The 26151-nt window shown below is 69.4% G+C and carries 25 protein-coding genes; 14 read left to right on the top strand and 11 right to left on the bottom strand.

All coding sequences use genetic code 11. The features are described from left to right. Positions 1–333 precede the first annotated feature (333 nt). The 9 genes from rpsB (at position 334) to SNA_RS31145 (ending at position 10375) form a co-directional block, all read left to right on the top strand. Positions 334–1224, top strand: a complete 891-nt coding sequence (rpsB, locus tag SNA_RS31185) for a 30S ribosomal protein S2 (protein WP_030063951.1) — start codon at positions 334–336, stop codon at positions 1222–1224. Between the two features lie 108 nt (positions 1225–1332). Then, entirely contained in the window at positions 1333–2169 is an 837-nt protein-coding gene (gene tsf / locus SNA_RS31180; protein WP_030063952.1) for a translation elongation factor Ts, read from the top strand. A 162-nt stretch (positions 2170–2331) separates the two neighbouring features. Next, on the top strand, positions 2332–3102 hold the full coding sequence (gene pyrH, locus SNA_RS31175) for a UMP kinase (protein ID WP_030063953.1): 771 nt from the start codon (positions 2332–2334) through the stop codon (positions 3100–3102). 173 nt (positions 3103–3275) lie between these two features. Then, on the top strand, positions 3276–3833 hold the full coding sequence (gene frr, locus SNA_RS31170) for a ribosome recycling factor (RefSeq protein ID WP_030063954.1): 558 nt from the start codon (positions 3276–3278) through the stop codon (positions 3831–3833). Continuing rightward, positions 3833–4981 carry a phosphatidate cytidylyltransferase gene (locus tag SNA_RS31165; protein ID WP_078970332.1) on the top strand — a complete coding sequence of 383 codons (1149 nt, stop codon included), beginning with the start codon at positions 3833–3835 and terminating at the stop codon, positions 4979–4981. The genes frr and SNA_RS31165 overlap by 1 nt, the downstream gene beginning before the upstream one ends. Before the next feature lie 177 nt (positions 4982–5158). Continuing rightward, the gene (gene rlmN, locus SNA_RS31160; protein WP_030063956.1) at positions 5159–6271 is read left to right on the top strand and encodes a dual-specificity RNA methyltransferase RlmN; all 1113 of its coding nucleotides are present in this window, start codon (positions 5159–5161) and stop codon (positions 6269–6271) included. 256 nt (positions 6272–6527) lie between these two features. Then, positions 6528–7604: a thiamine ABC transporter substrate-binding protein gene (locus tag SNA_RS31155; RefSeq protein ID WP_030063957.1), complete on the top strand. Its 1077-nt coding sequence runs from the start codon at positions 6528–6530 to the stop codon at positions 7602–7604. Between the two features lie 38 nt (positions 7605–7642). Then, positions 7643–9304, top strand: a complete 1662-nt coding sequence (locus tag SNA_RS31150) for an ABC transporter permease (protein WP_078970330.1) — start codon at positions 7643–7645, stop codon at positions 9302–9304. Then, on the top strand, positions 9305–10375 hold the full coding sequence (locus SNA_RS31145) for an ABC transporter ATP-binding protein (RefSeq protein ID WP_030063960.1): 1071 nt from the start codon (positions 9305–9307) through the stop codon (positions 10373–10375). Between the two features lie 65 nt (positions 10376–10440). On the opposite strand, the gene SNA_RS31140 is transcribed toward SNA_RS31145, so the two are convergent. From SNA_RS31140 to SNA_RS31120, 5 genes are all read right to left on the bottom strand, one after another. Next, positions 10441–11127 carry a response regulator gene (locus SNA_RS31140; RefSeq protein WP_030063961.1) on the bottom strand — a complete coding sequence of 229 codons (687 nt, stop codon included), beginning with the start codon at positions 11125–11127 and terminating at the stop codon, positions 10441–10443. Continuing rightward, positions 11121–12173, bottom strand: a complete 1053-nt coding sequence (locus tag SNA_RS31135) for a sensor histidine kinase (RefSeq protein ID WP_030063962.1) — start codon at positions 12171–12173, stop codon at positions 11121–11123. Before SNA_RS31135 ends, SNA_RS31140 begins: the two co-directional genes overlap by 7 nt. Before the next feature lie 245 nt (positions 12174–12418). Next, positions 12419–13399 (bottom strand): DMT family protein, encoded by a 981-nt coding sequence (locus tag SNA_RS31130; protein WP_241779922.1) that lies wholly within the window; start codon positions 13397–13399, stop codon positions 12419–12421. Between the two features lie 168 nt (positions 13400–13567). Continuing rightward, positions 13568–14713 (bottom strand): LOG family protein, encoded by a 1146-nt coding sequence (locus SNA_RS31125; RefSeq protein ID WP_420823529.1) that lies wholly within the window; start codon positions 14711–14713, stop codon positions 13568–13570. A gap of 10 nt (positions 14714–14723) precedes the next feature. After that, on the bottom strand, positions 14724–15131 hold the full coding sequence (locus SNA_RS31120; protein ID WP_030063965.1) for a MarR family winged helix-turn-helix transcriptional regulator: 408 nt from the start codon (positions 15129–15131) through the stop codon (positions 14724–14726). A gap of 121 nt (positions 15132–15252) precedes the next feature. Between SNA_RS31120 and SNA_RS31115 the strand changes: the two genes are divergently transcribed. Next, on the top strand, positions 15253–15669 hold the full coding sequence (locus SNA_RS31115; protein ID WP_030063966.1) for a RidA family protein: 417 nt from the start codon (positions 15253–15255) through the stop codon (positions 15667–15669). A 210-nt stretch (positions 15670–15879) separates the two neighbouring features. Here the strand turns inward: SNA_RS31115 and SNA_RS31110 are convergent, their stop codons facing one another. From SNA_RS31110 to SNA_RS31095, 4 genes are all read right to left on the bottom strand, one after another. Then, positions 15880–17058: a hypothetical protein gene (locus SNA_RS31110; protein ID WP_030063967.1), complete on the bottom strand. Its 1179-nt coding sequence runs from the start codon at positions 17056–17058 to the stop codon at positions 15880–15882. Then, entirely contained in the window at positions 17040–17780 is a 741-nt protein-coding gene (locus SNA_RS31105; protein ID WP_030063968.1) for an ABC transporter ATP-binding protein, read from the bottom strand. The genes SNA_RS31110 and SNA_RS31105 overlap by 19 nt, the downstream gene beginning before the upstream one ends. A gap of 341 nt (positions 17781–18121) precedes the next feature. Continuing rightward, a complete protein-coding gene (locus tag SNA_RS31100; RefSeq protein WP_030063969.1) occupies positions 18122–19483 on the bottom strand; it encodes an aspartate aminotransferase family protein in 1362 nt (453 codons plus the stop codon). Positions 19484–19485: 2 nt separating this feature from the next. Further along, positions 19486–19959 (bottom strand): Lrp/AsnC family transcriptional regulator, encoded by a 474-nt coding sequence (locus tag SNA_RS31095; RefSeq protein WP_037788748.1) that lies wholly within the window; start codon positions 19957–19959, stop codon positions 19486–19488. 198 nt (positions 19960–20157) lie between these two features. Here SNA_RS31095 and SNA_RS31090 point away from each other — a divergent pair, with 198 nt between their 5' ends. From SNA_RS31090 to SNA_RS31075, 4 genes are all read left to right on the top strand, one after another. Then, positions 20158–21609 (top strand): gamma-aminobutyraldehyde dehydrogenase, encoded by a 1452-nt coding sequence (locus tag SNA_RS31090; protein WP_030063971.1) that lies wholly within the window; start codon positions 20158–20160, stop codon positions 21607–21609. Between the two features lie 159 nt (positions 21610–21768). Further along, positions 21769–22950 (top strand): ABC transporter substrate-binding protein, encoded by a 1182-nt coding sequence (locus tag SNA_RS31085; RefSeq protein ID WP_030063972.1) that lies wholly within the window; start codon positions 21769–21771, stop codon positions 22948–22950. A 106-nt stretch (positions 22951–23056) separates the two neighbouring features. Next, positions 23057–23638, top strand: a complete 582-nt coding sequence (locus SNA_RS31080) for an HXXEE domain-containing protein (RefSeq protein WP_241779921.1) — start codon at positions 23057–23059, stop codon at positions 23636–23638. A 19-nt stretch (positions 23639–23657) separates the two neighbouring features. Then, positions 23658–24131, top strand: a complete 474-nt coding sequence (locus SNA_RS31075) for a hypothetical protein (RefSeq protein WP_030063974.1) — start codon at positions 23658–23660, stop codon at positions 24129–24131. A gap of 76 nt (positions 24132–24207) precedes the next feature. Here SNA_RS31075 and SNA_RS31070 read toward each other — a convergent pair whose 3' ends face one another. After that, positions 24208–25230, bottom strand: coding sequence for an adenosine deaminase (locus tag SNA_RS31070; RefSeq protein ID WP_030063975.1), 1023 nt, complete (start codon positions 25228–25230; stop codon positions 24208–24210). A gap of 226 nt (positions 25231–25456) precedes the next feature. Continuing rightward, the gene (locus tag SNA_RS31065; protein ID WP_044367865.1) at positions 25457–26089 is read right to left on the bottom strand and encodes an NADAR family protein; all 633 of its coding nucleotides are present in this window, start codon (positions 26087–26089) and stop codon (positions 25457–25459) included. Positions 26090–26151: the final 62 nt, after the last annotated feature.

Below are 26151 nucleotides of genomic sequence, written 5' to 3'. Positions count from 1 at the left end.
CGTGACGCAGTCCGGCGCCGAGTGGGGATCTTGGTCGGGATCTGTGGACAACCGGCCAGATGTGGACAACTGCGTCACCCGCACGGGGCACGAAAAGGTGCGTGTCGCCCAGTACATCGGCCGTCCCGTACACTTCTTGTGGCGATCCGGGTCACCGGGTCGACTTCGCACGCCCCGCCATCAGTGCAGCAGTCCCCTTCGGGCAGCACGATGGCCGCGCTCCTCGGTCCTCGGAAGGTTCCGCAAGGTTCATTCCCCGGCAGGCGCGTCGGGGCGTCAGGCACCGCGGCCGACCGGCCGCAGTGAAACCGAGAAACAACAAGGAGTACGGCCATGGCCGTCGTCACGATGCGGGAGCTGCTGGAAAGCGGCGTCCACTTCGGTCACCAGACCCGTCGCTGGAACCCGAAGATGAAGCGTTTCATCTTCACCGAGCGCAACGGCATCTACATCATCGACCTGCTCCAGTCGCTGTCGTACATCGACCGCGCCTACGAGTTCGTCAAGGAGACCGTCGCCCACGGCGGCTCGGTGATGTTCGTCGGCACCAAGAAGCAGGCCCAGGAGGCCATTGCCGAGCAGGCCACCCGCGTGGGCATGCCCTACGTGAACCAGCGCTGGCTCGGCGGCATGCTGACCAACTTCTCGACCGTCTACAAGCGCCTGCAGCGCCTGAAGGAGCTCGAGCAGATCGACTTCGAGGATGTGGCCGCCTCCGGCCTCACCAAGAAGGAGCTCCTCGTCCTCTCCCGCGAGAAGGCCAAGCTGGAGAAGACCCTCGGCGGTATCCGCGAGATGCAGAAGGTGCCCAGCGCCGTCTGGATCGTGGACACCAAGAAGGAGCACATCGCCGTCGGTGAGGCGCGCAAGCTCAACATCCCGGTCGTCGCGATCCTCGACACCAACTGCGACCCGGACGAGGTCGACTACAAGATCCCGGGCAACGACGACGCCATCCGCTCCGTCACCCTGCTCACCCGCGTGATCGCCGACGCCGTCGCCGAGGGCCTCATCGCCCGCTCCGGCGCTGCCACCGGCGACCAGAAGCCGGGCGAGAAGGCCGCCGAGCCGCTCGCCGAGTGGGAGCGCGACCTGCTCGAGGGCGAGAAGAAGTCCGACGAGGCCGAGAAGCCCGCCGAGGCCCCGGCCGACGAGGCCGAGAAGCCGGCCGAGGCCCCGGCCGCCGAGGCTGAGCAGCCGGCCGCGGACGCCGAGCAGGCCTGACCCGCAGCATCCGGTTGGTGACGGCGGGGGCGGGCGCCACAAGCGCCGCCCCCGCCGTCCACCCGTAGATCTTTCGACTTCGAGATTTCGAGAAGAGATTCACAGACCATGGCGAACTACACCGCCGCTGACGTCAAGAAGCTCCGCGAGCTCACCGGCGCCGGCATGATGGACTGCAAGAAGGCCCTGGACGAGGCCGAGGGCAACGTCGACAAGGCCGTCGAGGCGCTGCGTATCAAGGGCCAGAAGGGCGTCGCCAAGCGCGAGGGCCGCTCCGCCGAGAACGGCGCCGTGGTCTCGCTGATCGCCGACGACAACACCTCCGGTGTCATCGTCGAGCTGAAGTGCGAGACGGACTTCGTCGCCAAGGGTGAGAAGTTCCAGGCCGTCGCCAACGAGATCGCCGCGCACGTCGCGAAGACCTCCCCGGCCGACGTCGAGGCCCTGCTCGCCTCCGAGATCGAGCCCGGCAAGACCGTCCAGGCGTTCGTCGACGAGGCCAACGCCAACCTGGGCGAGAAGATCGTCCTGGACCGCTTCGCGCAGTTCTCCGGCGGCTTCGTGACGGCGTACATGCACCGCACCATGCCCGACCTGCCGCCGCAGATCGGTGTCCTCGTCGAGCTCGACAAGGAGAACGCCGAGGTCGCCAAGGGCGTCGCCCAGCACATCGCCGCCTTCGCGCCGAAGTACCTCGCCCGCGAGGACGTCCCGGCCGAGGTCGTCGAGGCCGAGCGCCGCGTCGCCGAGGAGACCACCCGCGCGGAGGGCAAGCCCGAGGCTGCCCTGCCGAAGATCGTCGAGGGTCGCCTCAACGGCTTCTTCAAGGACGCGACGCTGCTCGGCCAGCCGTACGCGCTCGACAACAAGAAGTCCGTCGAGAAGGTCCTCCAGGAGGCCGGTGTCACCCTGAAGCGCTTCTCGCGCATCAAGGTCGGCATCTGAGCCTGCCGCGAAGGCAGCGAATGACCTGCGACCCCGCTAGGGTCGTACGCAGTCGGCCGCTCAACGGCCGGCCGCAGATGTGACGAGGAGGCCATTGCCGCACAGGGATCTGGACCAGACCCACGGCAATGGCCTTCTTCGTATGTGCACGAGGAGAGCTCAATGAATCACGGTGCCGACGGCGCGGACACGGACAAGGCCGGTCACGGCGGCAGGCGACGGTTTTTGCTGAAGCTGTCGGGCGAGGCATTCGCCGGTGGCGGCGGGCTCGGCGTCGACCCCGACGTGGTGCACGCCATCGCCCGCGAGATCGGCGCCGTGGTGCGCGAGGGATACGAGATCGCTGTGGTGATCGGCGGCGGAAACTTCTTCCGCGGCGCCGAACTCCAGCAGCGCGGCATGGACCGGGCCCGCTCCGACTACATGGGCATGCTCGGCACGGTCATGAACTGCCTGGCCCTCCAGGACTTCCTGGAGAAGGAGGGCATCGGCTGCCGAGTCCAGACCGCCATCACCATGGGCCAGGTCGCGGAGCCGTACATTCCGCTGCGTGCGGTACGCCACCTGGAGAAGGGCCGGGTCGTCATCTTCGGCGCCGGCATGGGCATGCCGTACTTCTCCACGGACACCACCGCCGCCCAGCGCGCCCTGGAGATCGATGCCGAGGCCATGCTCATGGGCAAGAACGGCGTCGACGGGGTCTACGACTCCGACCCCAAGAAGAACCCGGACGCCGTCAAGTTCGACGCCCTCGAATACGGCGAGGTCATCACGCGCGAGCTGAAGGTCGCCGATGCCACCGCCATCACCCTGTGCCGTGACAACAAGCTCCCGATCCTCGTCTTCGAGCTGCTCGCCGAGGGCAATATCGCGCGTGCGGTGAAGGGTGAGAAGATCGGCACGCTCGTGAGCGACCAGGGCACCCGGGCCTGACGGCCCCAACTGCCGAGACACCGTGCGGGCTTCGGCCTGCGGGGCGGCAACTCCCGGCCGTGGGAAGACCCCGGTACGGGGATGGACAACCGCCTGCCGGTCGGACACCGTGCAGGAGAAGACGCGCGCAGGGGCGAGGCTCTGCTTCTTACCGATAAGACCAGGAGCAAGTGGTGATCGAAGAGATCCTCCTCGAGGCCGAGGAGAAGATGGAGAAGGCCGTTGTGGTCGCCAAGGAGGACTTCGCCGCGATCCGCACCGGGCGTGCGCACCCGGCGATGTTCAACAAGATCGTGGCGGACTACTACGGCGCGCTGACGCCGATCAACCAGCTGGCGTCGTTCTCGGTGCCCGAGCCGCGGATGGCCGTGGTGACCCCGTTCGACAAGAGCGCACTGCGCAACATCGAGCAGGCGATCCGCGACTCGGACCTCGGCGTCAACCCGAGCAACGACGGCAGCATCATCCGGGTGACCTTCCCCGAGCTGACCGAGGAACGCCGCAAGGAGTTCATCAAGGTCGCCAAGAACAAGGCCGAGGACTCGAAGATCTCGATCCGCAGCGTGCGGCGCAAGGCCAAGGAAGCGCTGGACAAGCTCGTCAAGGACAAGGAGTCCGGCGAGGACGAGGTGCGCCGCGCCGAGAAGGAGCTCGACGACACCACCGCGAAGTACGTCGCGCAGGTGGACGAGCTGCTCAAGCACAAGGAATCCGAGCTCCTCGAGGTCTGATGAACGAGTCATCCTGGGGGACCCCGCCCGGCGCCGCGCACTGGGGGCCACCCGACCAGGGAACGGTCCCCGCGCTCCGCGGGGGCGCTCCCCCCGTCTCGGCGGGTCCCGTGCACGACGGGGGCGATGCGGCGCAGACTCGGCCCATGCCCATCGTGCCGGAGCCAGGCGGACACCAGGACGACCACCGGGATCTCCGGGACGACCGGGGGGCTGCTCGACTGAGCGGCCCCCTGTTCCGCGACGAAGAGCCGCAGGAGCCCATGCCCACTGCTTTCCCCGGTGCCCCCGAGCCGGACGCTCCGCGGGGTCCCGAGAAGCCCAAGAAGAAGAGCGCGGGGCGCAATCTGCGTGCCGCGATAGGGGTCGGTGTCGGCCTCGGCGCGGTCATCCTCGCGTCGCTCTTCGTCTACAAGCCCGTTTTCGTCGGCGTCATCGCGATCGCCGTCGTCGTGGGCCTGTGGGAGCTGACCTCGCGGCTCGCGGAGCGCAAGGACATCAGGGTGCCGCTGGTGCCCCTCGCGGTCGGCGGCACCGCCATGGTCGTCGCCGGGTACGTACGGGGAGCCGAAGGCGCATGGGTGGCGATGGCGCTCACCGCGCTGGCCGTGCTGGTCTGGCGGATGACCGACGCCCCGGAGAACTATCTGCGGGACGTCACCGCCGGCGTCTTCGCGGCGTTCTACGTGCCGTTCCTGGCGACCTTCGTGGCCCTGATGCTCGCGGCCGAGGACGACGGGCCGCAGCGGGTGCTGACGTTCCTGCTGCTGACGGTCGTCAGCGACACCGGGGCGTACGCGGTCGGCTGGCGCTTCGGCACGCACAAGCTGGCACCGCGCATCAGCCCGGGAAAGACCCGCGAGGGACTTGTGGGCGCGCTGCTCTTCGCGATGGTCGCCGGCGCCCTGTGCATGCAGTTCCTGATCAAGGACGGCGCCTGGTGGCAGGGTCTGCTGCTCGGCCTTGCGGTCGCGGCCAGCGCCACCCTCGGTGACCTGGGCGAGTCCATGATCAAGCGTGATCTCGGGATCAAGGACATGGGCACGTTGCTGCCCGGCCACGGCGGGATCATGGACCGTCTCGACTCCCTGCTGCCGACCGCGCCGGTGGTCTGGCTGCTGTTCGTGATCTTCGTGGGAGCGGGCTGATTCAGCCCAGGTACTCTGGAAGGGCTCGTTGCCTCCGGCAGCGGGCCCTTTCCGGCCCCTTCCGGCCCCGCGACCGCGGGGATGGCCCCCTGAGGTCTCCGGGTACCGGCATCGTCCTGCCGTTGGCTCCGCCGCAGCGGAGATCGTCCGGCCCGTCGCAATGAGGAGTTTCCGTCCATGGCACCGCCCGAGCCCGGTGTGCTGACTTTCGTCGCCCCCCGCGGAGCCAAGAAGCCCCCGCGGCACCTCGCCGATCTCAGCCCCGTAGAGCGCCGCGAAGCGGTGGCAGCGATCGGCGAGAAGCCGTTTCGCGCCAAGCAGCTGTCGCAGCACTACTTCGCCCGCTACGCGCATGATCCGGCCCAGTGGACCGACATCCCGGCGGCGGCCCGCGAAAAGCTGGCGGCCGAGCTGCTGCCGGACCTGATGAACGTCGTCCGGCACATCTCGTGCGACAACGACACCACCCGCAAGACCCTGTGGAAGCTGCACGACGGCACGCTCGTCGAGTCCGTGCTGATGCGCTATCCGGACCGGGTCACCATGTGCATCTCCTCGCAGGCCGGCTGCGGTATGAACTGCCCGTTCTGCGCCACCGGGCAGGCGGGCCTGGACCGCAACCTCTCCACCGCCGAGATCGTCCACCAGATCGTCGACGGGATGCGCGCACTGCGCGACGGCGAGGTGCCCGGCGGCCCGGCGCGGCTGTCCAACATCGTCTTCATGGGCATGGGCGAGCCGCTGGCCAACTACAAGCGGGTGGTCGGCGCCATCAGGCGGCTGACCGACCCCGAGCCCGACGGCCTCGGCCTTTCCCAGCGCGGCATCACCGTCTCCACGGTCGGTCTCGTCCCCGCGATGCTGCGGTTCGCGGACGAGGGCTTCAAATGCCGGCTCGCGGTGTCGCTGCATGCGCCGGACGACGAGCTGCGTGACACGCTCGTGCCCGTCAACACCCGCTGGAAGGTCCGCGAGGTCCTGGACGCGGCATGGGAGTACGCCGAGAAGTCCGGCCGCCGGATCTCCATCGAGTACGCCCTGATCCGCGACATCAACGACCAGGCATGGCGGGGTGACCTGCTGGGACGGCTGCTGAAGGGCAAGCGCGTCCATGTGAACCTCATTCCGTTGAATCCGACACCCGGGTCGAAGTGGACTGCTTCCCGGCCCGAGGACGAGCTGGCGTTCGTACGGGCCATCGAGGCGCACGGCGTCCCGGTGACCGTCCGGGACACCCGCGGCCAGGAGATCGACGGCGCCTGCGGACAGCTCGCGGCCTCGGAACGCTGACCGCCCGCTGGTACTGTGTGATCGAACAAATGCACATTCCGACAGGGGAGCGCCACAGCGCTGAGAGTGCGGAGACGTCGTAGAGCCATGGCGCCCGCAGACCCTTGAACCTCGCCCGGGTCATTCCGGGTAGGAAGTTCGGTCACCACTCATGCTGTTGCGCCCTGCCCGGTTCCGCGCCGTACGTCCTCCGACGTCGCACGCCGCGGACCCCGGGTGGGGCCGCGTCTCTTCCTGGCCAGCCAGGAGGAAATCAGTGAGCACCACCAGCAGGATCACCGCGACAGCGCTCGCCGCCGCGGTCGGCATGACCGCCCTTGCCGCATGCGGCGGCCCGGGTGACGAGAGCGCGGACGCCAAGACCGTCACGCTGGTCAGCCATGACTCGTTCAGTGCCTCCAAATCGGTACTCGCCGCTTTCGAGAAGGAGAGCGGCTACAAGGTCAAGCTCCTGCCCGGAGGCGATGCCGGAAAGGCCGTCAACCAGGCGATCCTTTCCAAGGACAATCCCCAGGGCGATGTGTTCTTCGGTATCGACAACACCCTGCTCTCCCGCGGTCTGAAGGAAGGCATCTTCAGCCCGTACAAGGCCAAGGGGCTCAGCGGCGTACCTGCCGGTCTGCAGCTCGACAAGGGCGAGCACCGCGTCACCCCGCTCGACTACGGGGACATCTGTGTCAACTACGACCGCGCCTACTTCGAGCAGCACAAGCTCGCGCCGCCGAAGACCTTCGACGATCTGGTCAAGCCCGCGTACAAGGGCCTGCTCGTCACGGAGAATTCCGCGACCTCCTCTCCGGGACTCGCCTTCCAGCTCGGCACCATCGCCGCTTACGGCAACGGCGGCTGGCAGACGTACTGGAAGAAGCTCAAGGCCAACGGCGTCGAGGTCGTCGATGGCTGGGAGCAGGCCTACTACGAGCGGTTCTCGGGCTCCGCATCCGGCCATGCCAAGGGCGACAAGCCGCTGGTGGTCTCCTACGCCTCCAGCCCGCCCGCCGAGGTCAAGGACATGAAGACGAAGCCCCGCCAGGCACCGACCGGTGTCGCGACCGGTACCTGCTTCCGTCAGATCGAATTCGGTGGTCTGCTCAAGGGCGCGAAGAACGAGAAGGGCGGTAAGGCGCTGCTGGACTTCCTGCTGAGCAAGAAGTTCCAGGAGGACATGCCGCTCCAGATGTTCGTCAACCCGGCTCTCAAGGACGCCAAGGAACCGGCGCTGTTCACCAAGTACGGCGTGACGATCGACAAGCCGGCGACGATGGCTCCGGCGACGATCACCAAGAACCGTGAACAGTGGATCAAGCAGTGGTCCTCGCTCGTTCTGAAGTAACCCGCGCTCTGCGCCGGGGGCCCTCGCGAAGGACGGCGGTGCGGCTCGGTCTGATGGCCGTGCCGCTCGCCTTCTTCGCGTTGCTGTTCGCGTATCCGGTGACCGCGATCGTCGGGCGGGGACTGAAGGAGGGCGGGCACTGGCAGCTCGGCCGGTTCACCGCGGTGCTCGCCGATCCCGATGTGCTCCACGTCCTGTGGTTCACCGTCTGGCAGGCGGCGGCCTCCACCGCGCTGACGCTGCTGATCGCCCTGCCCGGCGCGTATGTCTTCGCACGCTTCGACTTCCCTGGCAAACGACTGCTGCGGGCCGTCGTGACCGTGCCGTTCGTCCTGCCGACCGTCGTTGTCGGTTCGGCCTTCCTCGCGCTGGTCGGACGGGGCGGCCCGCTCGACGCGCTGTGGGGAGTCCGCCTGGACACCTCCGTCTGGGCGATCTTGATGGCCCATGTCTTTTTCAACTACGCGGTGGTCGTGCGGACCGTCGGCGGCCTCTGGGGACAGCTCGATCCACGCCAGGAAGAGGCGGCGCGGGTCCTGGGCGCCGGACGGTTCGCCGCCTGGCGGAAGGTGACACTCCCCGCGCTCGGCCCGGCCGTCGCCGCGGCGGCGCTGATGGTCTTCCTGTTCACCTTCACCTCCTTCGGCATCGTGCAGATCCTGGGCGGGCCCACCTTCTCGACCCTGGAGGTCGAGATCTACCGGCAGACCGCGGACTACCTCGACCTGCCGACGGCCGCCGTCCTCACGCTGCTCCAATTCCTCGCGGTGCTCGTGCTGCTGGCGCTGCACGCCTGGACCGTGCGCCGACGGGAGGCGGCCCTGCGGCTCGTGGACGCCTCGTCGACCGCGCGGCGGCCCTGCGGCCCCGGGCAGTGGGCGCTGCTGTGGGGGACGCTGGCCGTCATCGCCGTCCTGCTCGTCGCCCCTCTTCTGGTGCTCGCCGAACGCTCCTTCGCGGGGCCGGACGGCTACGGGGCACTCTTCTACACCTCGCTGAGCTCCGCCGCGTCCGCCGACAGCACCTTCGCCGTCGCCCCCCTCGACGCCCTGTGGAACTCTCTCTCCTACGCTGCCGCGGCGACGGCGATCGCGCTGGTGGTGGGCGGGCTGGCGGCCGCTGCCCTGACTCTGCCGTACTCCCGGCATCGCTCGGGCGAGAGCCTCCGTGCGGGCCGGCTCGTCCGCGGATTCGACGCTCTGCTGATGCTGCCGCTCGGGGTGTCGGCGGTGACCGTCGGCTTCGGATTTCTCATCACGCTCGACAAGCCGCCGCTGGATCTGCGCTCCTCGTGGTGGCTGGTACCGCTCGCCCAGGCCCTGGTCGGCGTGCCGTTCGTGGTCCGGACGATGCTGCCCGTGCTGCGGGCGGTGGACGGACGACTGCGCGAAGCGGCCGCGGTGCTCGGCGCCTCGCCGTGGCGGGTGTGGCGCGAGGTGGATCTGCCGATGGTGCGGCGCGCACTGCTGATCGCGGCGGGATTCGCTTTCGCGGTATCCCTGGGGGAATTCGGTGCGACGGTTTTCATCGCCCGGCCGGACCGCCCGACCCTTCCGGTGGCCGTGGCACGGCTGCTGGGGCGCGCCGGAGAACTCAACTACGGGCAGGCGATGGCCATGTCGACCATCTTGATGGTGGTGTGCGCCGGGGCGCTCCTGGCGCTGGAGCGCATCCGCACCGACCAGTCCGGGGAGTTCTGAATGACGGCACCGACCACGACCACGGCGCAACAGCTGCTGCAGTTGGACGGGGTGACCGTCCGCTTCGGGAAGCCCGGCGCACGCCCCGCGCTCCACGCGGTGGATCTGGCGGTTGCCGCGCGGGAAATCGTGTGTGTGCTGGGGCCGAGCGGCAGTGGCAAATCCACGCTGCTGCGGGTCGTCGCCGGGCTTCAACAGGCCGATGCGGGCCAGGTGTTGCTGGAGGGCCGGGACCAGTCGGCGGTGCCGACGCACCGGCGCGGCGTGGGGCTGATGTTCCAGGACCATCAGCTTTTCCCCCAGCGCGATGTCGCCGGAAATGTGGCCTTCGGGCTGCGGATGCTCGGCACCTCGCGCGGCGACCAGGAGCGCACGGTCACCGAACTGCTGGACCTCGTCGGGCTGCCGGGCGCACAGCGGCGCGCGGTCGCTTCGTTGTCGGGTGGTGAGCAGCAGCGGGTCGCGCTGGCCCGCGCGCTCGCTCCGCGGCCCCGGCTGCTGATGCTGGACGAGCCTCTCGGCCAGCTCGACCGCGGGCTGCGCGAACGCCTGGTCGTGGAACTGGGGCGGGTCTTCCGTGAGTTGGGTACGACGGTGCTTGCCGTCACCCACGACCAGGGGGAGGCGTTCGCCCTGGCCGACCGGGTCGTGGTGATGCAGGACGGACGGATCGCGCAGACCGGCACTCCCTTGGAGGTCTGGCAGCGGCCGGCCACCGAATTCGTCGCCCGGTTCCTCGGCTTCGACAATGTGGTCGAGGCGACGGTTCAGGGCGAGGCCGCCCTCACTCCGTGGGGCAAGGTGCCGGTCCCGGGCGGCACCGTGGACGGACCGTGCCGGCTGCTCGTACGGCCCGCCGGGGTGCGCCTGACCTCTGCCCGGGAAGGACTGCCCTGCACGGTCGCGGCCCGGACCTTCCGCGGTACCCATGTCGCGCTGTTGCTCCGGCCGAAGAGCGGACCACAGATAGAGGCGGCCTGCGCGCTGCAGAATGCGCCGGAGACCGGAGAAACGGTGGGTATTGCCTTCGCGGCGCAGGACGTTGTGGTCCTGGACACTGCGGCGGGATAACCACGCGGGATATCGCTGCCATGCCATGTGGTGCTCCTTGGATTCCGTGAGTGCGGGGTTGCTCCTTATACGCGGGAGAGCGGATCGGGTCGTTTGCCTTGCGGGACGACCAGGCCGAGTTCATAGGCGAGGATCACCGCCTGAGCACGGTCACGGAGGCCCATCTTCGCGAAGACCCGGTTGATATGCGTTTTAACGGTGTGGTCGGTAATCGTCAGCCGGGAGGCGATCTCCGCGTTCGACAGCCCCTGGGCGATCTGGACGAGCACCTCCACCTCGCGGCCCGTCAGCTCCTCGACCGTACGCACCGGCAGCGGCACCGAGCGCTGCTTGACGAAGGCCGCCACCAGCCGCTTGGTCAGCTCGGGCGCGAGCAGGGCGTTGCCTTCGGCGACGACCCGTACCGCGTGGAGGAGTTCGGGAAAGGTCGCATCCTTGAGGAGGAAGCCGCTGGCACCGGCCGACAGGGCGTCATAGACGTACTCGTCCAGGCCGAAGGTCGTCAGCATGAGCGCTTTGGTCGCACCGTTGGATGCTCCGGTGATTTCCCGGGCGGCCTCGATGCCGTTCTTATGGGGCATCCGGATGTCGAGTAATGCCAGGTCCGGGCGTCGTTCCGCGGCGATGCGGACCGCCTGGACCCCGTCTTCTGCCTCACCTACCACTTCGATGTCGTCCTGGGTGCCCAGGAGGCTGGCGAATGCGGTGCGGACGACCGGCTGGTCGTCGGCGACGATTGCTCTGATCACCAAGGGAATTCCGCTTCTACGAGAAAGCCGCCGTCGGGCCCTGGGCCGGCGGTGAGTTTCCCGCCGAGCAACGCCGCCCGTTCCTGCATTCCGGCCAGGCCGTGGCCGGTGTGAGCCGTGCCTGTCGGGCCCGGTCCGTCGTCCGCGATCCGCACCGCCAGCCGGTCGGACAGGTAGCCGATCTCCACCACCGTATGAGCGCCCGGGGCATACCGGCGTACGTTGGTCAGCCCCTCCTGCACGATGCGGTATGCGGACAGCTCCCAGGAGGTCGGCAACGCCATGCGGTCACCGCAGAGGCGCAGTTCGACCTCACCGCCCACCGAGCGGTGCTGTGTTATGAGAGCGTCCAGCGCCTCGAGAGTGGGTTGCGGGGCCGTCCCGGCCTTTTCCTGGGCGCTGCTCCGCAGTACACCCAGGAGCCGGCGCAGCTCCGCCGTCGACGAGCGGGCAGAGGCGGCGATCTGCTGAAACCTCTCGCGGGCCTGCGGCGAAAGATCCGGTGTGGTGTAGACGGCGCTCTCCGCCTGCACCGCGATCACGGTCACGGAGTGCGCGACCACGTCATGCAATTCCCTTGCAAGGATGGACCGTTCGGCCTCGGTCGCCTGCCGCCGCTCCATTGCGATCAGCCGCGCCTGGGCCTCCGCCTTCTCCCGGCGCTTTTCCTCGCGGGCGTGTACGGCGTCCCCCATCGACACGGCAGCGACGATCGCAGCGGTCGACGCGAACCACTCGGTGAGCAGACCGGGGGAGGGGGAGTGTGTGCCCCCTGTCGAGATGTGCCACAGATTCACGAGGAGGGAGAGGGCGGAGGCGCAGCCGGCCAGCGCGACAGGATGCAGGACGCGGTGGCGCCCGAGCGTGTAGCAGCCGACGAATCCGCTCACGGCCGCCGCAACACAAAGGACGGTTCCGACCGCGGAACCCGCGGGCGCCGCCATGGCCGAGAGCACTGCTGCCAAGGCGGTCAGCGCTCCGCCGGAGGTACAGGGATATGCGGGTGTGGTGCCCCATCCGCGCAGCCGTTGCTGAAGTGCTTTGCTCATGCCTTCATTTTTCGGCTCTGCGGCGGCTACCGCGTCGCCGCACGGGTTGATCCACCGGACGGGTGTCATGCCACGGGTTGACGCCAAGGATCGGTTCCTCGTTTGACGCCGTGCGATCCCGTCGCGCATAGCCTCGTGATCAAAGCGAGGAAAGGGATCTCATGAGCAATCAAAACCCTCTGTGCGAGCGGAAGTTGAGGAGCATGACCGACGCCCTGTGCCGACGCCGTAGGCCACCGTGTGGATCAGGAGCCGACGCGCATGCGGGTAGGGGAGCAAGCGGGCTGCTCGGCGGTCTCGATGGTGCCTCCCGATGTTGGTGCCGGTGCCTCGTGTGTCGTCGTGGATGCGGTGTGGGCGTCCGATTCTCCGAACCAGGCGACCGCGACGGCCCCGGCAACGGCCACCACGAAGCCGAGGATCGCCACCCAGGCAAAGCCGGGCCGGGAGGAGTCGCCCAGCCACAGCACGCCGAGGATGCCCGGTACCACGGTCTCGCCCACGACCAGGGCCGCCGTGGCGCCGTTCACCGAGCCGATCTGCAGGGCGACGGTGTGCAGGTACATCCCGCCGATGCCCGCGATGAGGATCGCGTACAGAGCGGGGTCGCCGAGAAGGGACGGGAGATGGAGGGGATCGATGCCGTTCAGTATTCGTACGCCCACGCCGAGGGCGCCGAAGCCCAGGCCGGAGAGGAGCCCGGCGAAGATCGCGGCCCGTTCGCCCAGCAGACGCACTATCAGGGTGCCGCCGCCGATGACCGCGACGGACGCGGCCAGAAGCCACCAGTGGCCCGCGATCGGCGTGTGACCGCCACCTTCCGGGCCTGCGGCCGTGGCGAGGAGCACCAGAGCAGAGCACACGACGGCGATGGATGCCCATTCCGGCCGGGTGAGACGAATGCCGAGGAGCTTGACGCTCAGCACGGCGGTGATCACGAGGTTGGCGCTGATCACGGTCTGGGAGAGAAACAGCGGCAGCAGACGAGCGGCCAGCGCGCCGAGTCCGAAACCTATGAAGTCCAGCACCGTACCGACCATGAACTCCCAGGTCACAGCCGCCTTGGCGGTGGAGGACAGGCTGGGGCCGCCGTGCTGGGTGACGCCGGTGGTCGAGTCGGAGGCCGCCTCTCGACGAGCGGATTTGCGTGAACCCACCGCCTGCAGGACCGAACCCGTGCCGTAGCAGGCGGATGCCGCCACGGCCGTCAGAAGGCCGATGATCACCAGGAGCTCCGTTCACGCACCATCTGCATTACCTGTTCATTACCTGGCATGGCAGACGTGCATTTCGGGACGGCAGTTGCCTCACCGGGCAAAGAGATCTCGGGGCGTGGGTGAGCTGTCAGGAGGAGAGCGCGCCGAAGCGGGCTGCCGGGAGCGGCGGCCGCCCGGTCAGGAAGCCGTCTCGCTCGCCAGGCGGGCCAGGGCGTCGGGGACCTCGTCCACCGAATCGACCAGGGCGATCCGGCCGGCCATTGCACGGTCCGTGGCGAGCGCCTGGAGCAGCGGCCAGGCAGGCAGCATCTCGGTCCAGTGCTCGCGGTTCACCAGCACCATCGGCGTCGGCCCGCCACGCGATGCGTAGTAGTTCGGTGTCGCGTGGTCGAAGATTTCCTGCACCGTCCCCGCGGCACCCGGGAGGTAGACCACGCCCGCATGGCAGCGCGCCAGCAGCCCGTCCTCGCGCACCGCGTTGACGAAGTACTTTGCGATATGGGAGGCGAAGGCGTTGGGCGGCTCATGCCCGTAGAACCAGGTGGGGATGCCCACGGAGGAATGGCCGCCGGGCCAGCACCGGCGGACCTCGAAGGCGACCTGCGCCCAGTCAGTGAGGGACGGGGTGAAGTGCGGCGCCTTGGCGAGGAGCTCCAGCGCCGCATCGAGCATGGTGTCCTCGAAGGGCGCGGCGTACGCTCCGAGGTTTGCGGCCTCCATCGCGCCGGGGCCGCCACCGGTCGCGACGGTCAGGCCGTCGCGGGTGAGCAGGCGGCCGAGCCGGGCGGTGCCCGCATAGGCCGCGGAGCCACGCTCCACGGCGTGTCCGCCCATGAGGCCCACCACCCGTGCGCCGGCGAGATGTTCGTCCAGGGCGTCGGAGACGGCGTCGTCGTGGATGCTGCGCAGCATGGAGGCGAAGACGTCGCCGTCCGTCCTGGTCTGCTGGTACCAGTGGTAGGTGCGGGCGTCCGGGGTCGCTTCGTATCCGGCGCGGGAGAGCCCCTCGAAGAGCTCGTCCGGCCCGTAGAGGCTGCCGCGGTAGGGGTCGAAGGGCAGGTCGGGGAGGGGCGGGAAGACCAGCGCGCCACCGGCCCGGACCTTGGCGGCGGCAGCCGGCTCCATGGCGCAGCCGAGGAAGACGGATTCGGCGGTGTCGGTGCTGAGCAGTGCGAAGGTGCGGTCCGTCAGGTCGAGCGACTGGATGCGGCGTCCGGCGAGGCTGCCCGAGGCGGCGGCCCGGTCGAACTCCGCGAGCGACTCGATCTCGTGGTCGGCGTCGTGCGTATGACGGGGCTCCGGCTGCTCTGAATTCGGCTGCACATCCGCCATGTTAGGACCGCAGCATGTCCACCAGTGGTGCGAGGTGACCGTCCTCGGCCGCCGTGTCGAGTGCCGTGTGCAGGGCGCCGTCGTATGTCGGTCGTGCCTTCTCCTGCATGTCACGTCCCTCATCGGTGATCACGCTGTAGACGCCGCGCCGGTCGTTGGGGCACAGGTCCCGGCGGGTGAGTCCGGACGCTTCCAGGCGGGAGGCCAGGCGGCTGACGGAGCTCTGGTTGAGGCCGATGAGATCGGCGAGCTCCTGCATGCGCAGCTCACCGTCCTCCGCCTCGGCGAGGCGGGCCAGCGCGCGGTACTCCGACAGGCCGATGCGGTGGTGCTGTTGCAGGGCCTTGGCCAGCTCCTGTTCCACACGCGTGTGGAGTGCGCCGAACCGGTCCCAGTGTTCCGCGTCCATGGCCTTCTGCCTTCTTCCGCCTGTTCCCGCCAGGGTCTTGACACCAGCTTACATGCAGCGGAAACTTATGTATGCACAAGCAAGAAATGCAGGTGCATGGAACTACGGGGGTGCTGTGTCGATGAATGCGGTGGCAACGACGGGTGGTGCGCGGGGGATCGAGCGGATCGCGACCACGCCGGACTGGTACGAGCCCTACAAGATCTCGCAGGCGATCAGGGCGGGCGGTCTGCTCCATGTCTCGGGGCAGGCGGGCATCGACGAGCGGGGGCGGACCGTATCGGACGACTTCCTCACGCAGGGGCGGCAGGCGTTCGCCAACGTCGGGAGGGTCCTCGCCGCGGCCGGAGCTTCCTTCGCCGATGTGGTGAAGGTGGGGATTTTTGTCACGGACATGGCCGCCGACCTCGAGCATGTCCTCACTCTGCGAGGCGAGTTCCTCTCCGAGCCCTATCCGGCCGACACCCTGCTGGAAGTGTCGTCGCTGGCCCAGCCCGACTGGCGAATAGAGGTGGAGGTCACCGCCCTGGCCCGCTGAGGGACCGATGAGCTGCTGCCCTTCTCTCCGTCCGTTCGCGTACCGGTGTGGTGTCGGAGATCGCGGCTTCGGCTCCGGCCTCGGCCCTGGCCGCGATGGGTCCCCGTGCCCCCCCGGCTCTCAGTGCGCCAACGGAATGGGTACGCCAACGGAATCGTGCGCCAAAGGAATTGGCGCTCCAGCTCCAGAGGAAGCAGTGGCCCAGAGGATTCAGTGGACCAGAGGAAGCGTGGCCATTTCCGCGACGGCCCAGGTCAGTGGGCCCAGCACCAGGGCAACGGCCAGGGCGCGCAGTGCCGCGGTGCGGCGCAGGGCGGAGGAGGTCGCGCCGAGGCGGCGCAGGGCGGCCGTGGTGTGGGCGCGGGCCGAGCGGGATTCGAGTGCGGCGGTCAGTGCGCAGGCGGTGACGGAGGCCAGGACGACGGCGGCGCCGATGGCGGTGAGCGGGCCGTACGGACGGACGGGAGCGGTCTCGTACACCGTGACCGCCGCATAGGTGGCGGAGGCGACCGCGCACAGGACGCCGAGAGGGCGTCCGAGGCGGCGTGACTCCTGCTGGAGCACGCGCCCGGACAACAGTCGCAGCGCGCCGGGGCGCCCTGTGCACAGGAGGCGGCCGCACAGGTGCACCAGGCCGGGGCCGGCCAGGACGAGGCCGAGGGCGGACAGGGTCCAGCCGCCCAGGACGCCAGGGGGGCTGCCCACCAGCCGGCCGGGCAGCGGCAGCAGTCCGGCGGAGGTGACGGTGCCGCGGCTGGCGTACGCCTCGACGGCCAGGCCCGCGGCCGTCAGGGCCATGCCCCAGGGGAGGCCGGAGGGGTTGGCCGCCTCGGCGGGGGCCTCGGGGGCGGGGGCGGTGTCGGCGCTGCGCGGGCGCAGGGCCACGGCGGTCGTGGCGGCGGCGGTCAGCGGGACGGCCGACAGCAGCATCAGGGCGCCGACGAGGGGAAGGGGATGGCCGGTGCCCAGCAGGTCGGCGTCGATGCCGGCCTTCCCGGCGGCCGGGGACGGGGAGCCGCCGAGGTCACCGCGCAGGCGGAGGAAGACGAACAGGGAGAGGAGGACGCCGAACAGACCGGACAGCGCGGTGGAGGTCCCGGCGAGCAAGGCCAGCCGGAGGGGGCCCAGGCCGGCGGCGGCCATGCCGCGGTGGAGACGGGCGGCGGGGTCCGTACGGGCGACGGAGGCCGCGAGCTGGGCGGTGGCGGCGAGCGGGGCGGCACACCACAGCAGCCGGACCAGTGAATCGCCCTCCGAGCCTGGATGGGCGGCGGCATGGCCGACGGTGGAGAGCAGGAGAAAGCCGGTGCCGGCGGCCGCCGCGGTGACGAAGAGGCGGCGCAGCAGAACGAGGGGGTGAGAGCCGCGGGCTAGACGGAGAGCGAGCACGCTGCCCTGCTTTCCGCGTCGGAGGAACCGTCGGGGCCGGTCACGGCGCCCGTGCGGCGGCCGTCGAGCAGGGCGATGCTGCGGTCGGCGAGAGCGGCCACCTCGGGGGCGAGGGTGGCCAGGAGCACGGTGATCTGGTGTGAGCGGGCTGCGGCCGTCAGGGTGCGCAGGACCTGGATGCCGTCGGCGCTGTGCAGCGGGGCGGTCGGCTCGTCGGCGAAGAGGACCCGGGGTTCGGCGGCGAGGGCGCGGGCGACGGCGATGCGCTGGCGCTGGGACTGGTCGAGCCGGGCGGGGCGGCGGCGGGCGCACGCGCCGACGTCAAGGCGGTCGAGCCACTCCATGGCGGTGTGCTTGGCGCTGCGGTGGCCGGCGCCGCGCAGCAGGAGCGGGAGGGCGGCGTTCTCCCAGGCGGTGAGTTCGGGAACGAGATGCGGTTCGGGGTCGATCCAGCCGAACCGGTCCAGACGCAGCCGTTCGCGGCTGGGGGAGGAGAGGGTGTGGACGGGTGAGCTGTTGAACCAGACCTCGCCCTCGGTCGGTGCGAGCTGACCGGAGAGGCATTTGAGGAGGGTGGTCTTGCCGCTGCCGCGCGGACCGGTGACGGCGAGGATCTCGCCTTCGCGGACGCCGAGCGAGACAGCGGTGAGGGCCGGGGTGCTGCCGTGCATGTGGTGCAGGCCGCGGGCCCAGAGCACGTCGTTGTCAGGCGGGGCCACCATCTGCGCACCTCTTGCTAGTTCGCGTCCATTCGTTCCCCCAACCGGGTGAACGAACATGGAGGGTATCGGTCACTGGCACGGTAAGTACTGGTGACCCCCGGTATTCGGCGCTCGGCACGGAGAACGGCTCAGATTCACTCCTATAGCTGAAAATGAGTGAATCTGAGCCGTTGGATTTTCAGTTGTGCGGACTCGCTTGCGTGCGGTGCCGTACCAGACGACGCGGCGCTCGGTGAAGGACCGCAAGCGGCACCTCACGTGACGCGGTGACCGGAACCCAGTGGTCACAGCACGGTGATCACAGCCCCAGTGATCAGAGGCCAGTGATCAGAGCCGAGTGATCAGAGCTTGGACCACGCCTCGGTGAGGACGCCGCGCAGGATCTGCTCGATCTCGTCGAAGACCGGCTGGTCGGCGATCAGCGGCGGGGCGAGCTGGATGACCGGGTCGCCACGGTCGTCGGCGCGGCAGTAGAGGCCGGCGTCGTACAGCGCCTTCGACAGGAAGCCGTACAGGACGCGCTCGGTCTCCTCGTCGTTGAAGGACTCCTTGGTGGCCTTGTCCTTGACGAGCTCGATGCCGTAGAAGAAGCCGTTGCCGCGGACGTCGCCGACGATCGGCAGGTCGTGCAGCTTCTGGAGGGTGCTCAGGAAGTTGCCCTCGTTGTCGAGGACGTGCTGGTTGAGGCCCTCACGCTCGAAGATGTCGAGGTTGGCGACACCGACGGCCGCGGAGACCGGGTGGCCACCGAAGGTGTAGCCGTGCAGGAAGGTGTTGTCGCCCTTGTAGAACGGCTCGGCCAGGCGGTCGGAGACGATGCAGGCACCGATCGGGGAGTAGCCCGAGGTCATGCCCTTGGCGCAGGTGATCATGTCCGGCACGTAGCCGAACTTGTCACAGGCGAAGGTCGTGCCCAGACGGCCGAAGGCGCAGATGACCTCGTCGGAGACGAGCAGCACGTCGTACTGGTCACAGATCTCGCGGACCCGCTGGAAGTAGCCGGGCGGCGGCGGGAAGCAGCCACCGGCGTTCTGCACCGGCTCGAGGAAGACCGCGGCGACGGTCTCGGGGCCCTCGAAGAGGATCTGCTGCTCGATCTGGTCGGCGGCCCAGCGGCCGAAGGCCTCGGGGTCGTCGCCGTGGATCGGCGCACGGTAGATGTTGGTGTTCGGCACCTTGTGCGCGCCGGGGACCAGCGGCTCGAAGGGGGCCTTCAGGGCGGGCAGACCGGTGATCGACAGGGCGCCCTGCGGGGTGCCGTGGTAGGCCACCGCGCGGGATATCACCTTGTGCTTCATCGGCTTGCCGGTGAGCTTGAAGTACTGCTTGGCCAGCTTCCAGGCGGTCTCGACGGCCTCGCCGCCACCGGTGGTGAAGAAGACCTTGTTGAGGTCGCCCGGGGCCTCGTTGGCCAGGCGCTCGGCGAGCTCCACGGCCTTGGGGTGGGCGTAGGACCACACGGGGAAGAAGGCGAGCTCCTGCGCCTGCTTGTAGGCGGTCTCGGCGAGCTCGACCCGGCCGTGGCCGGCGTTGACCACAAAGAGGCCGGCGAGGCCGTCGATGTAGCGCTTGCCCTTGTCGTCGTAGATGTTGGTGCCCTCACCGCGCACGATCGTGGGCACGGGGGCGTTCTCGTACGACGACATGCGGGTGAAGTGCATCCACAGGTGGTCGTATGCCGTCTTGGAGAGGTCGCGGCTCATAGCTATCTCGTTCCCCAGGTGTAGGTCTGCTTCCGGAGCTTGAGGTACACGAAGCTCTCGGTGGATCGAACGCCGGGAAGCGTGCGGATCCGCTTGTTGATCATTTCCAGGAGGTGGTCGTCGTCCTCGCAGACGATCTCGATGAGGAGATCGAAGGAGCCTGCCGTCATGACGACGTACTCGACTTCTTCCATGGTCGTCAGGGCGTCGGCCACGGGATCGAGGTCACCCTCGACGTTGATGCCGACCATTGCCTGCCGACGGAAACCGACCGTGAGGGGGTCGGTGACCGCGACGATCTGCATCACGCCTTGGTCGAGCAGTTTCTGTACGCGCTGGCGTACGGCCGCCTCCGACAGGCCCACGGCCTTGCCGATCGCGGCGTACGGACGGCGCCCGTCCTCCTGGAGCTGCTCGATGATCGCCAGGGAGACGGAGTCGATCGACGAAGTGCCGTTTCTGTCACGAGTGGCCACGTCCCTCACTGTGCACCCTCCTCGTCCGTCGCGCAACCCCGAATCGATGAAATCAGTCGTGTAGTGATCTAAATTTCACTGATTTCGTTGTTTCCGAGTGGCGGGTGTGTTGAAAACGTCGGTGCCGCGGCTAGGGTGGTCCCACACCACCGGACAGGTGGAGCCAACTACCGGACATCTGACTGAAGGGGGCGCACAGTGACCACCGCACTGCGTCGTCTGCGCAACTACATCGACGGGGAGTTCCGGGACGCCGCCGACGGGCGGACCACGGATGTGGTCAACCCGGCGACGGGTGAGGCATACGCCACTGCCCCTCTCTCGGCCGCCGCCGACGTCGACGCGGCCATGGCCGCCGCCGAGGCCGCCTTCCCCGTCTGGCGTGACCTCATCCCGGCCGAGCGCCAGAAGGTACTGCTCAAGATCGCCGACCGTTTCGAGGAGCGGGCGGAGGAACTGATCGCCGCCGAGTCCGAGAACTGCGGCAAGCCGATCGCGCTCGTACGCTCCGAGGAAATCCCGCCGATGGTGGACCAGATCCGCTTCTTCGCGGGTGCCGCGCGGATGCTGGAGGGCCGCTCGGCCGGCGAGTACATGGACGGCTTCACCTCCATCATCCGCCGCGAGCCGGTCGGCGTCTGCGCCCAGGTGGCGCCGTGGAACTACCCGATGATGATGGCCGTGTGGAAGTTCGCCCCGGCGATGGCGGCGGGCAACACCGTCGTCATCAAGCCCTCCGACACCACCCCCGCCTCGACGGTGCTGATCGGCGACATCATCGGCAGCGTGCTGGACGAGCTCGGCCACCCGCGCGGCGTCTTCAACGTCATCTGCGGTGACCGTGAGACCGGCCGTCTGATGGTCGAGCACGACGTCCCGGCGATGGCCTCCATCACCGGCTCGGTGCGCGCCGGTATGCAGGTCGCCGAGTCCGCGTCCAAGGACCTCAAGCGCGTCCACCTGGAGCTGGGCGGCAAGGCCCCGGTCGTCGTCTTCGAGGACACCGACATCGCCAAGGCCGTCGAGGACATCGCGGTCGCCGGTTACTTCAACGCCGGCCAGGACTGTACGGCCGCGACCCGGGTGCTCGTCCAGGACTCCATCCACGACGAGTTCGTCGCCGCGCTGGCCAAGGCCGCCTCGGAGACCAAGACCGGTGCGGTCGACGACGAGGACGTGCTCTACGGCCCGCTGAACAACGCCAACCAGCTCAAGCAGGTCAAGGGCTTCATCGAGCGGCTGCCCGCCCACGCCAAGATCGAGGCGGGTGGCGAACAGGTCGGCGAGAAGGGCTACTTCTTCGCCCCGACCGTCGTCTCCGGCCTCAAGCAGGACGACGAGATCGTCCAGCAGGAGGTCTTCGGGCCGGTCATCACCGTCCAGTCCTTCACCGACGAGAAGCAGGCCGTGCAGTGGGCCAACGGCGTCGAGTACGCGCTCGCGTCCTCGGTGTGGACCAAGGACCACGCCCGCGCCATGCGGATGTCCAAGAGCCTCGACTTCGGCTGCGTGTGGATCAACACCCACATCCCGCTGGTCGCCGAGATGCCGCACGGCGGATTCAAGAAGTCCGGCTACGGCAAGGACCTTTCGGCCTACGGCTTCGACGACTACACCCGCATCAAGCACGTGATGACCTCGCTGGACTGACACCGCACGACCTCACCGGCCGGTGCGACCTGACCGGCCGACCCGGGGGATCCCCACGTCGAGGGCACGGAACGCTCGACACACCGTCGCGGGCGGAGGCCCGGCAATGGACGCTCTGTCCCTTGCCGCCTCCGCCCGCGGCGCGTGAGAGTGCCTGCCATGGCTGATCTTGCGCGGCGCGCGCTGCTACGGGGTGTGGGCGGAATCGGAGCGGCCGGGGCGCTGGCCGCCCTCACCGGATGCGGGGTGCCGCCCGCCTACGTCACGGCCGCGGACCGCACCGGACCCGACCGCTCGGCCCGGGACCGCTCGGTCGTCTTCTCCAACTGGCCGCTGTACATCGACGTCGACGACCACGACAAGCAACGCCGGCCCACCCTCGACGCCTTCCGGCGCCGCACCGGGATCTCCGTCACCTACAACGAGGAGATCAACGACAACGACGAATTCTTCGGGAAGATCAGCCCCGCGCTGATGAACCACCAGCGCACCGGCCGCGACCTGATCGTCATCAGCGACTGGATGTGCGCACGCTTCGTCCGGCTGGGCTGGGTCCAGGAGATGGACCGCGCCGCCCAGCCGCAGGTCGCCAAGAACCTCGATCCGCTGCTGCGCACCCCACACTTCGACCCGGGCCGCAAACACTCGGTGCCCTGGCAGTCCGGGATCACCGGCATCGCCTACAACCGCAGAAAGCTGGGCCGCGAGATACGGCACACCTCCGATCTGTGGAAGGACGATCTGCGCGGCCGGGTCACGCTGCTGGCCGGTCTGGACGAGGCGTTCGCACTGCTGATGCAGGGTGACGGCGTCGATATCACCCGCTGGACCGCCGACGACTTCCACCGGATGACCGACCGGGTCCGCGCCCAGGTCCACAAGGGCCAGATCCGGCGCTTCACCGGCAACGACTACATCAAGGACCTCGACTCCGGGGACGTGCTCGCCGCCCAGGCCTATTCCGGCGACGTCATCCAGCTCCAGGCGGACAACCCCGACATCGAGTTCGTCGTCCCCGAGGAGGGCGCCGAGCTGTGGGCGGAGAGCATGATGATCCCCAACCTCGCGGACCACACGCGCAACGCCGAGCGGCTGATCGACTACTACTACGAGCCGGAGGTCGCCGCGGACCTCGCCGCCTGGGTCAACTACGTCTGCCCCGTCCCGGCCGCGCGGGACGTCCTGGCCTCCTCCAAGGACAAGGACCGCGCCGCGCTTGCCGAGGACCCGCTGGTCTTCCCCGACGACGCGATGCGCCGGCGGCTGGCGATCGCGCGGGACATCTCTCCCCGGGAACGGATCGCCTACGCGAAGGAGTGGGACGCGATCGTGGGGCTGTGAGGGTCCTGAGGCTCCTGCGGGGCTGTGTGGGGCCGTGAGGGCCTCCCGGGGTGGGTGCGCGCCCCCGGTGATCTTCCGTCAACTCGGCTTGCCGGACCTTCCGTTCATGATGACCTTTGTGAACCGCCTGCGCTCGGCCCGCTCGGCCCGCCCGCCGCCGCGCCTTCCGCCGGGTCCGCTTCCTCTGTTCCGTACGGTGCCCCGGCCCCGTACGGTGTCCCCGGCCTTCACCCTCGGGCTGTTCGCCGCCTGGGCGCTGCACGATGCGGAGGAGGTGGCGTCCGGACCGAGCTGCATACGGGAGAACGTGCCGGTGCTGCGCGAGCGGTTTCCTCAACTCCCGGAATACATATGGGAGTTCATGGCGGCCTTCGACGACCGGGAATTCCGGGCCGCGCTGGCCGTGATGGCACTCATCGTGGGCGCCGTGGCGGTGAGCGGGTACCGCAGCGGCGGCCACTCGGCGTTCTTCCAGAGCACGTTGGACGGCTTCGGGCCGCACGGCCTCCCGCACCTCGCCCAGGCGGCGGCCGTCCGCGGCTGTACGCCCGGCTCCGCCACCTCGGCCGGGGTCGGCGGGCGGCGCGGGGGAGCGTACGGGGCTGCGCGGCGCGGCCGATTTGCGCCGGTGGGTGTCATGGTCCCGGTCGATGGGCCCGCCGCGGCGACCGTATGCTCCCGCACATGAGTCGCATGGCGGGTGCCGGATGAGGGCCGTGGTCAGCCGCTGGGAGGCGGGGATCTGCCGGTCGCGGATGCTTCAGGAGCCGGACGGGGCGCGGTTGGAGGCGGCGCTGGGCGAGCTGGACGGCGCCGTCTGCACGGAGCTGTCGGTGGAGCGCTGGGAGGAGGACGGGGGCGTGCTGACGGTCAGCGGCGGGCCCGGGGTCTTTCTGGTCGCCGGGGAGAGCGGGGACGGCTCGCTCTTCCAGCTGTGCCGGGCCCGGACGGCGGGCGGCGACGGCGGGCCGGGGCGGCGGATGCGGCCCAAGGAGCTCGGGGCGCGGTGTCTGGACGGCGGTTCCCACGGCGCGGCCGAGGAGGTGTGGCTGGTGTGCGGCGGGCAGGGGGCGTACTTCGCGGCGGAGGAGCTGGTCGACGGGGCGACGGCGCGGTGGGCCGTGCGGGAGTTCGTCGCGGGCTTCCCCGGTGGGCTGGGGGCGCCGTGGCGGGTGGAATGAGCCACCTGCGAGGGACGCGCTCCGGCGGCCGGTCCGGGCCGGCCACCGGAGGGTTGCGTCCCCGCCGCTGCGTGCGTCAGCCGCGGTAGGCCGCCGTATAGGCGTCGATCTCCGCCGCCAGCCGGGCCTTGCCGGCGGCGTCCATGAACGACGCGGCGACGGCGTTCTTGGCGAGGGCGGCCAGGCCCGGCGCGTCCAGGCCCAACAGGCGGGCGGCGACGCCGTATTCGGTGTTGAGGTCGGTGCCGAACATCGGCGGGTCGTCGCTGTTGATGGTGACCAGCACGCCCGCGTCGACCATCTCCTTGAGCGGGTGCTCGTCCAGGGTCCGCACCGCGCGGGTGGCGATGTTGGAGGTCGGGCAGACCTCCAGCGCGATGCGGTGTTCGGCGAGATGGGCCAGCAGCTTCGGGTCCTGGGTGGCGCTGGTGCCGTGGCCGATCCGCTCGGCGCGCAGATCGGTCAGGGCGTCCCAGATCGTGCCGGGACCCGTGGTCTCTCCGGCGTGCGGTACGGAGTGCAGTCCGGCGGCGATGGCGCGGTCGAAGTACGGCTTGAACTGCGGGCGCGGGACGCCGATTTCAGGGCCGCCGAGCCCGAACGAGACCAGGCCCTCGGGCTGGAGTTCGCACGCGATCCGGGCGGTCTCCTCCGCGGCCTCCAGGCCCGCCTCCCCGGGGATGTCGAAGCACCAGCGCAGCACGACACCCAGCTCGGACTCCGCCGACTTGCGGGCGTCCTCGATGGCCTCGACGAAGGCGGCGTCGGGGATGCCGCGGCGGGTCGAGCTGAAGGGGGTGACGGTCAGCTCGGCATAGCGGATGTTCTGCCGGGCCATGTCACGGGCGACCTCGTACGTCAGCAGCCGGACGTCCTCGGCATCGCGGATCAGGTCCACGACGGAGAGGTAGACCTCGATGAAGTGGGCGAAGTCGCGGAAGGTGAAGAAGTCGGCGAGCGCCTCGGGGTCGGTGGGGACGGCGGAGTCGGGGTGCCGGGCGGCCAGTTCGGAGACGATCCGCGGTGAGGCCGACCCGACGTGGTGGACATGCAGCTCGGCCTTGGGCAGGCCCGCGATGAAGGCATCGAGATCGGACAACGGATCCTCCTGATCGGTGAATGGGGGGGACGGACTGACCGGGTGAAGGGGGACGGACGGCGGGGCGGAGCGGCCTGGTCACGGCGCGGTCACGGACTCGTCATGGTAGGCGGGGCCGTTGGCGGCCGGTCGGGCCGCCCCGCATCACGCTCCCGCAGCGCCGGGCCGGGCTGCCCCGCTCACCCTTCCGCAGCGCCGACCGTGCCGCCCCGCATCACGCTCCCGCTTACCGCCCGGCCGCCCCCTCCCGCAGCCTCTGCCGTACCTCCATCAACGCAAACCCCAGCAGATTCAGCCCCCGCCACTGGAGCGGCTTCTCCGCCCGCTCGTCGTCGGCGGCCAGTCCTGTGCCCCAGATCCGGTCGACCGGACTGGCCTCCACCAGCACCCGGGAATTCGTGCCGAGCAGAAAGTCGCGCAGCCCGGCATCCTGGCCGAATTTGTGCAGATTGCCCTCGACGACCAGGTCGAAGCGGTGGTCCCGCCAGACGGTCTCGTCGAAGCCGCGGACCCGGCGGCCGGCGTCCTTGGCCTGTTTGGGGTGCCCCGCGGCTATCGCGCTCCGCTCCGCGTCGGCGTCGGCGAACAGCCGGGCCTTGCCCGCCATCATCCAGTGTTCCGCGGTGGCGTAGGTGACGCCGTCGACCGTGAAGGGGGAGGGCCACCACTGGCTGAAGCAGCCGGCGCCCAGAGTGCCGTCGCGGCGCGGCGTATGCCCCCAGAAGTGCAGGTATTTGACGCGTTTCCCGGCGGCGGTCAGCGCGCGGAGTTCCTCGACCGAGCGCGGGCCGTCCGCGGCCCCCCGGTCCGTGTGCGATCCGCTGCCGTGCGTGTCGGTCCCCGTGATGTTGTGCATCATGCCGGGATTCTGTCAGCGGGCACCGACAACGTGTCGGGGCCCCCTGCCACGTAAAGCGCAGA

Origin of the sequence: Streptomyces natalensis ATCC 27448 (genome assembly GCF_000935125.1) — a bacterium.
In the GTDB taxonomy this organism is placed as follows: Bacteria; Actinomycetota; Actinomycetes; order Streptomycetales; family Streptomycetaceae; genus Streptomyces; species Streptomyces natalensis.
Note: the sequence above shows the minus strand (reverse complement) of the source record. Positions and strands in the feature narration are given on the sequence as shown.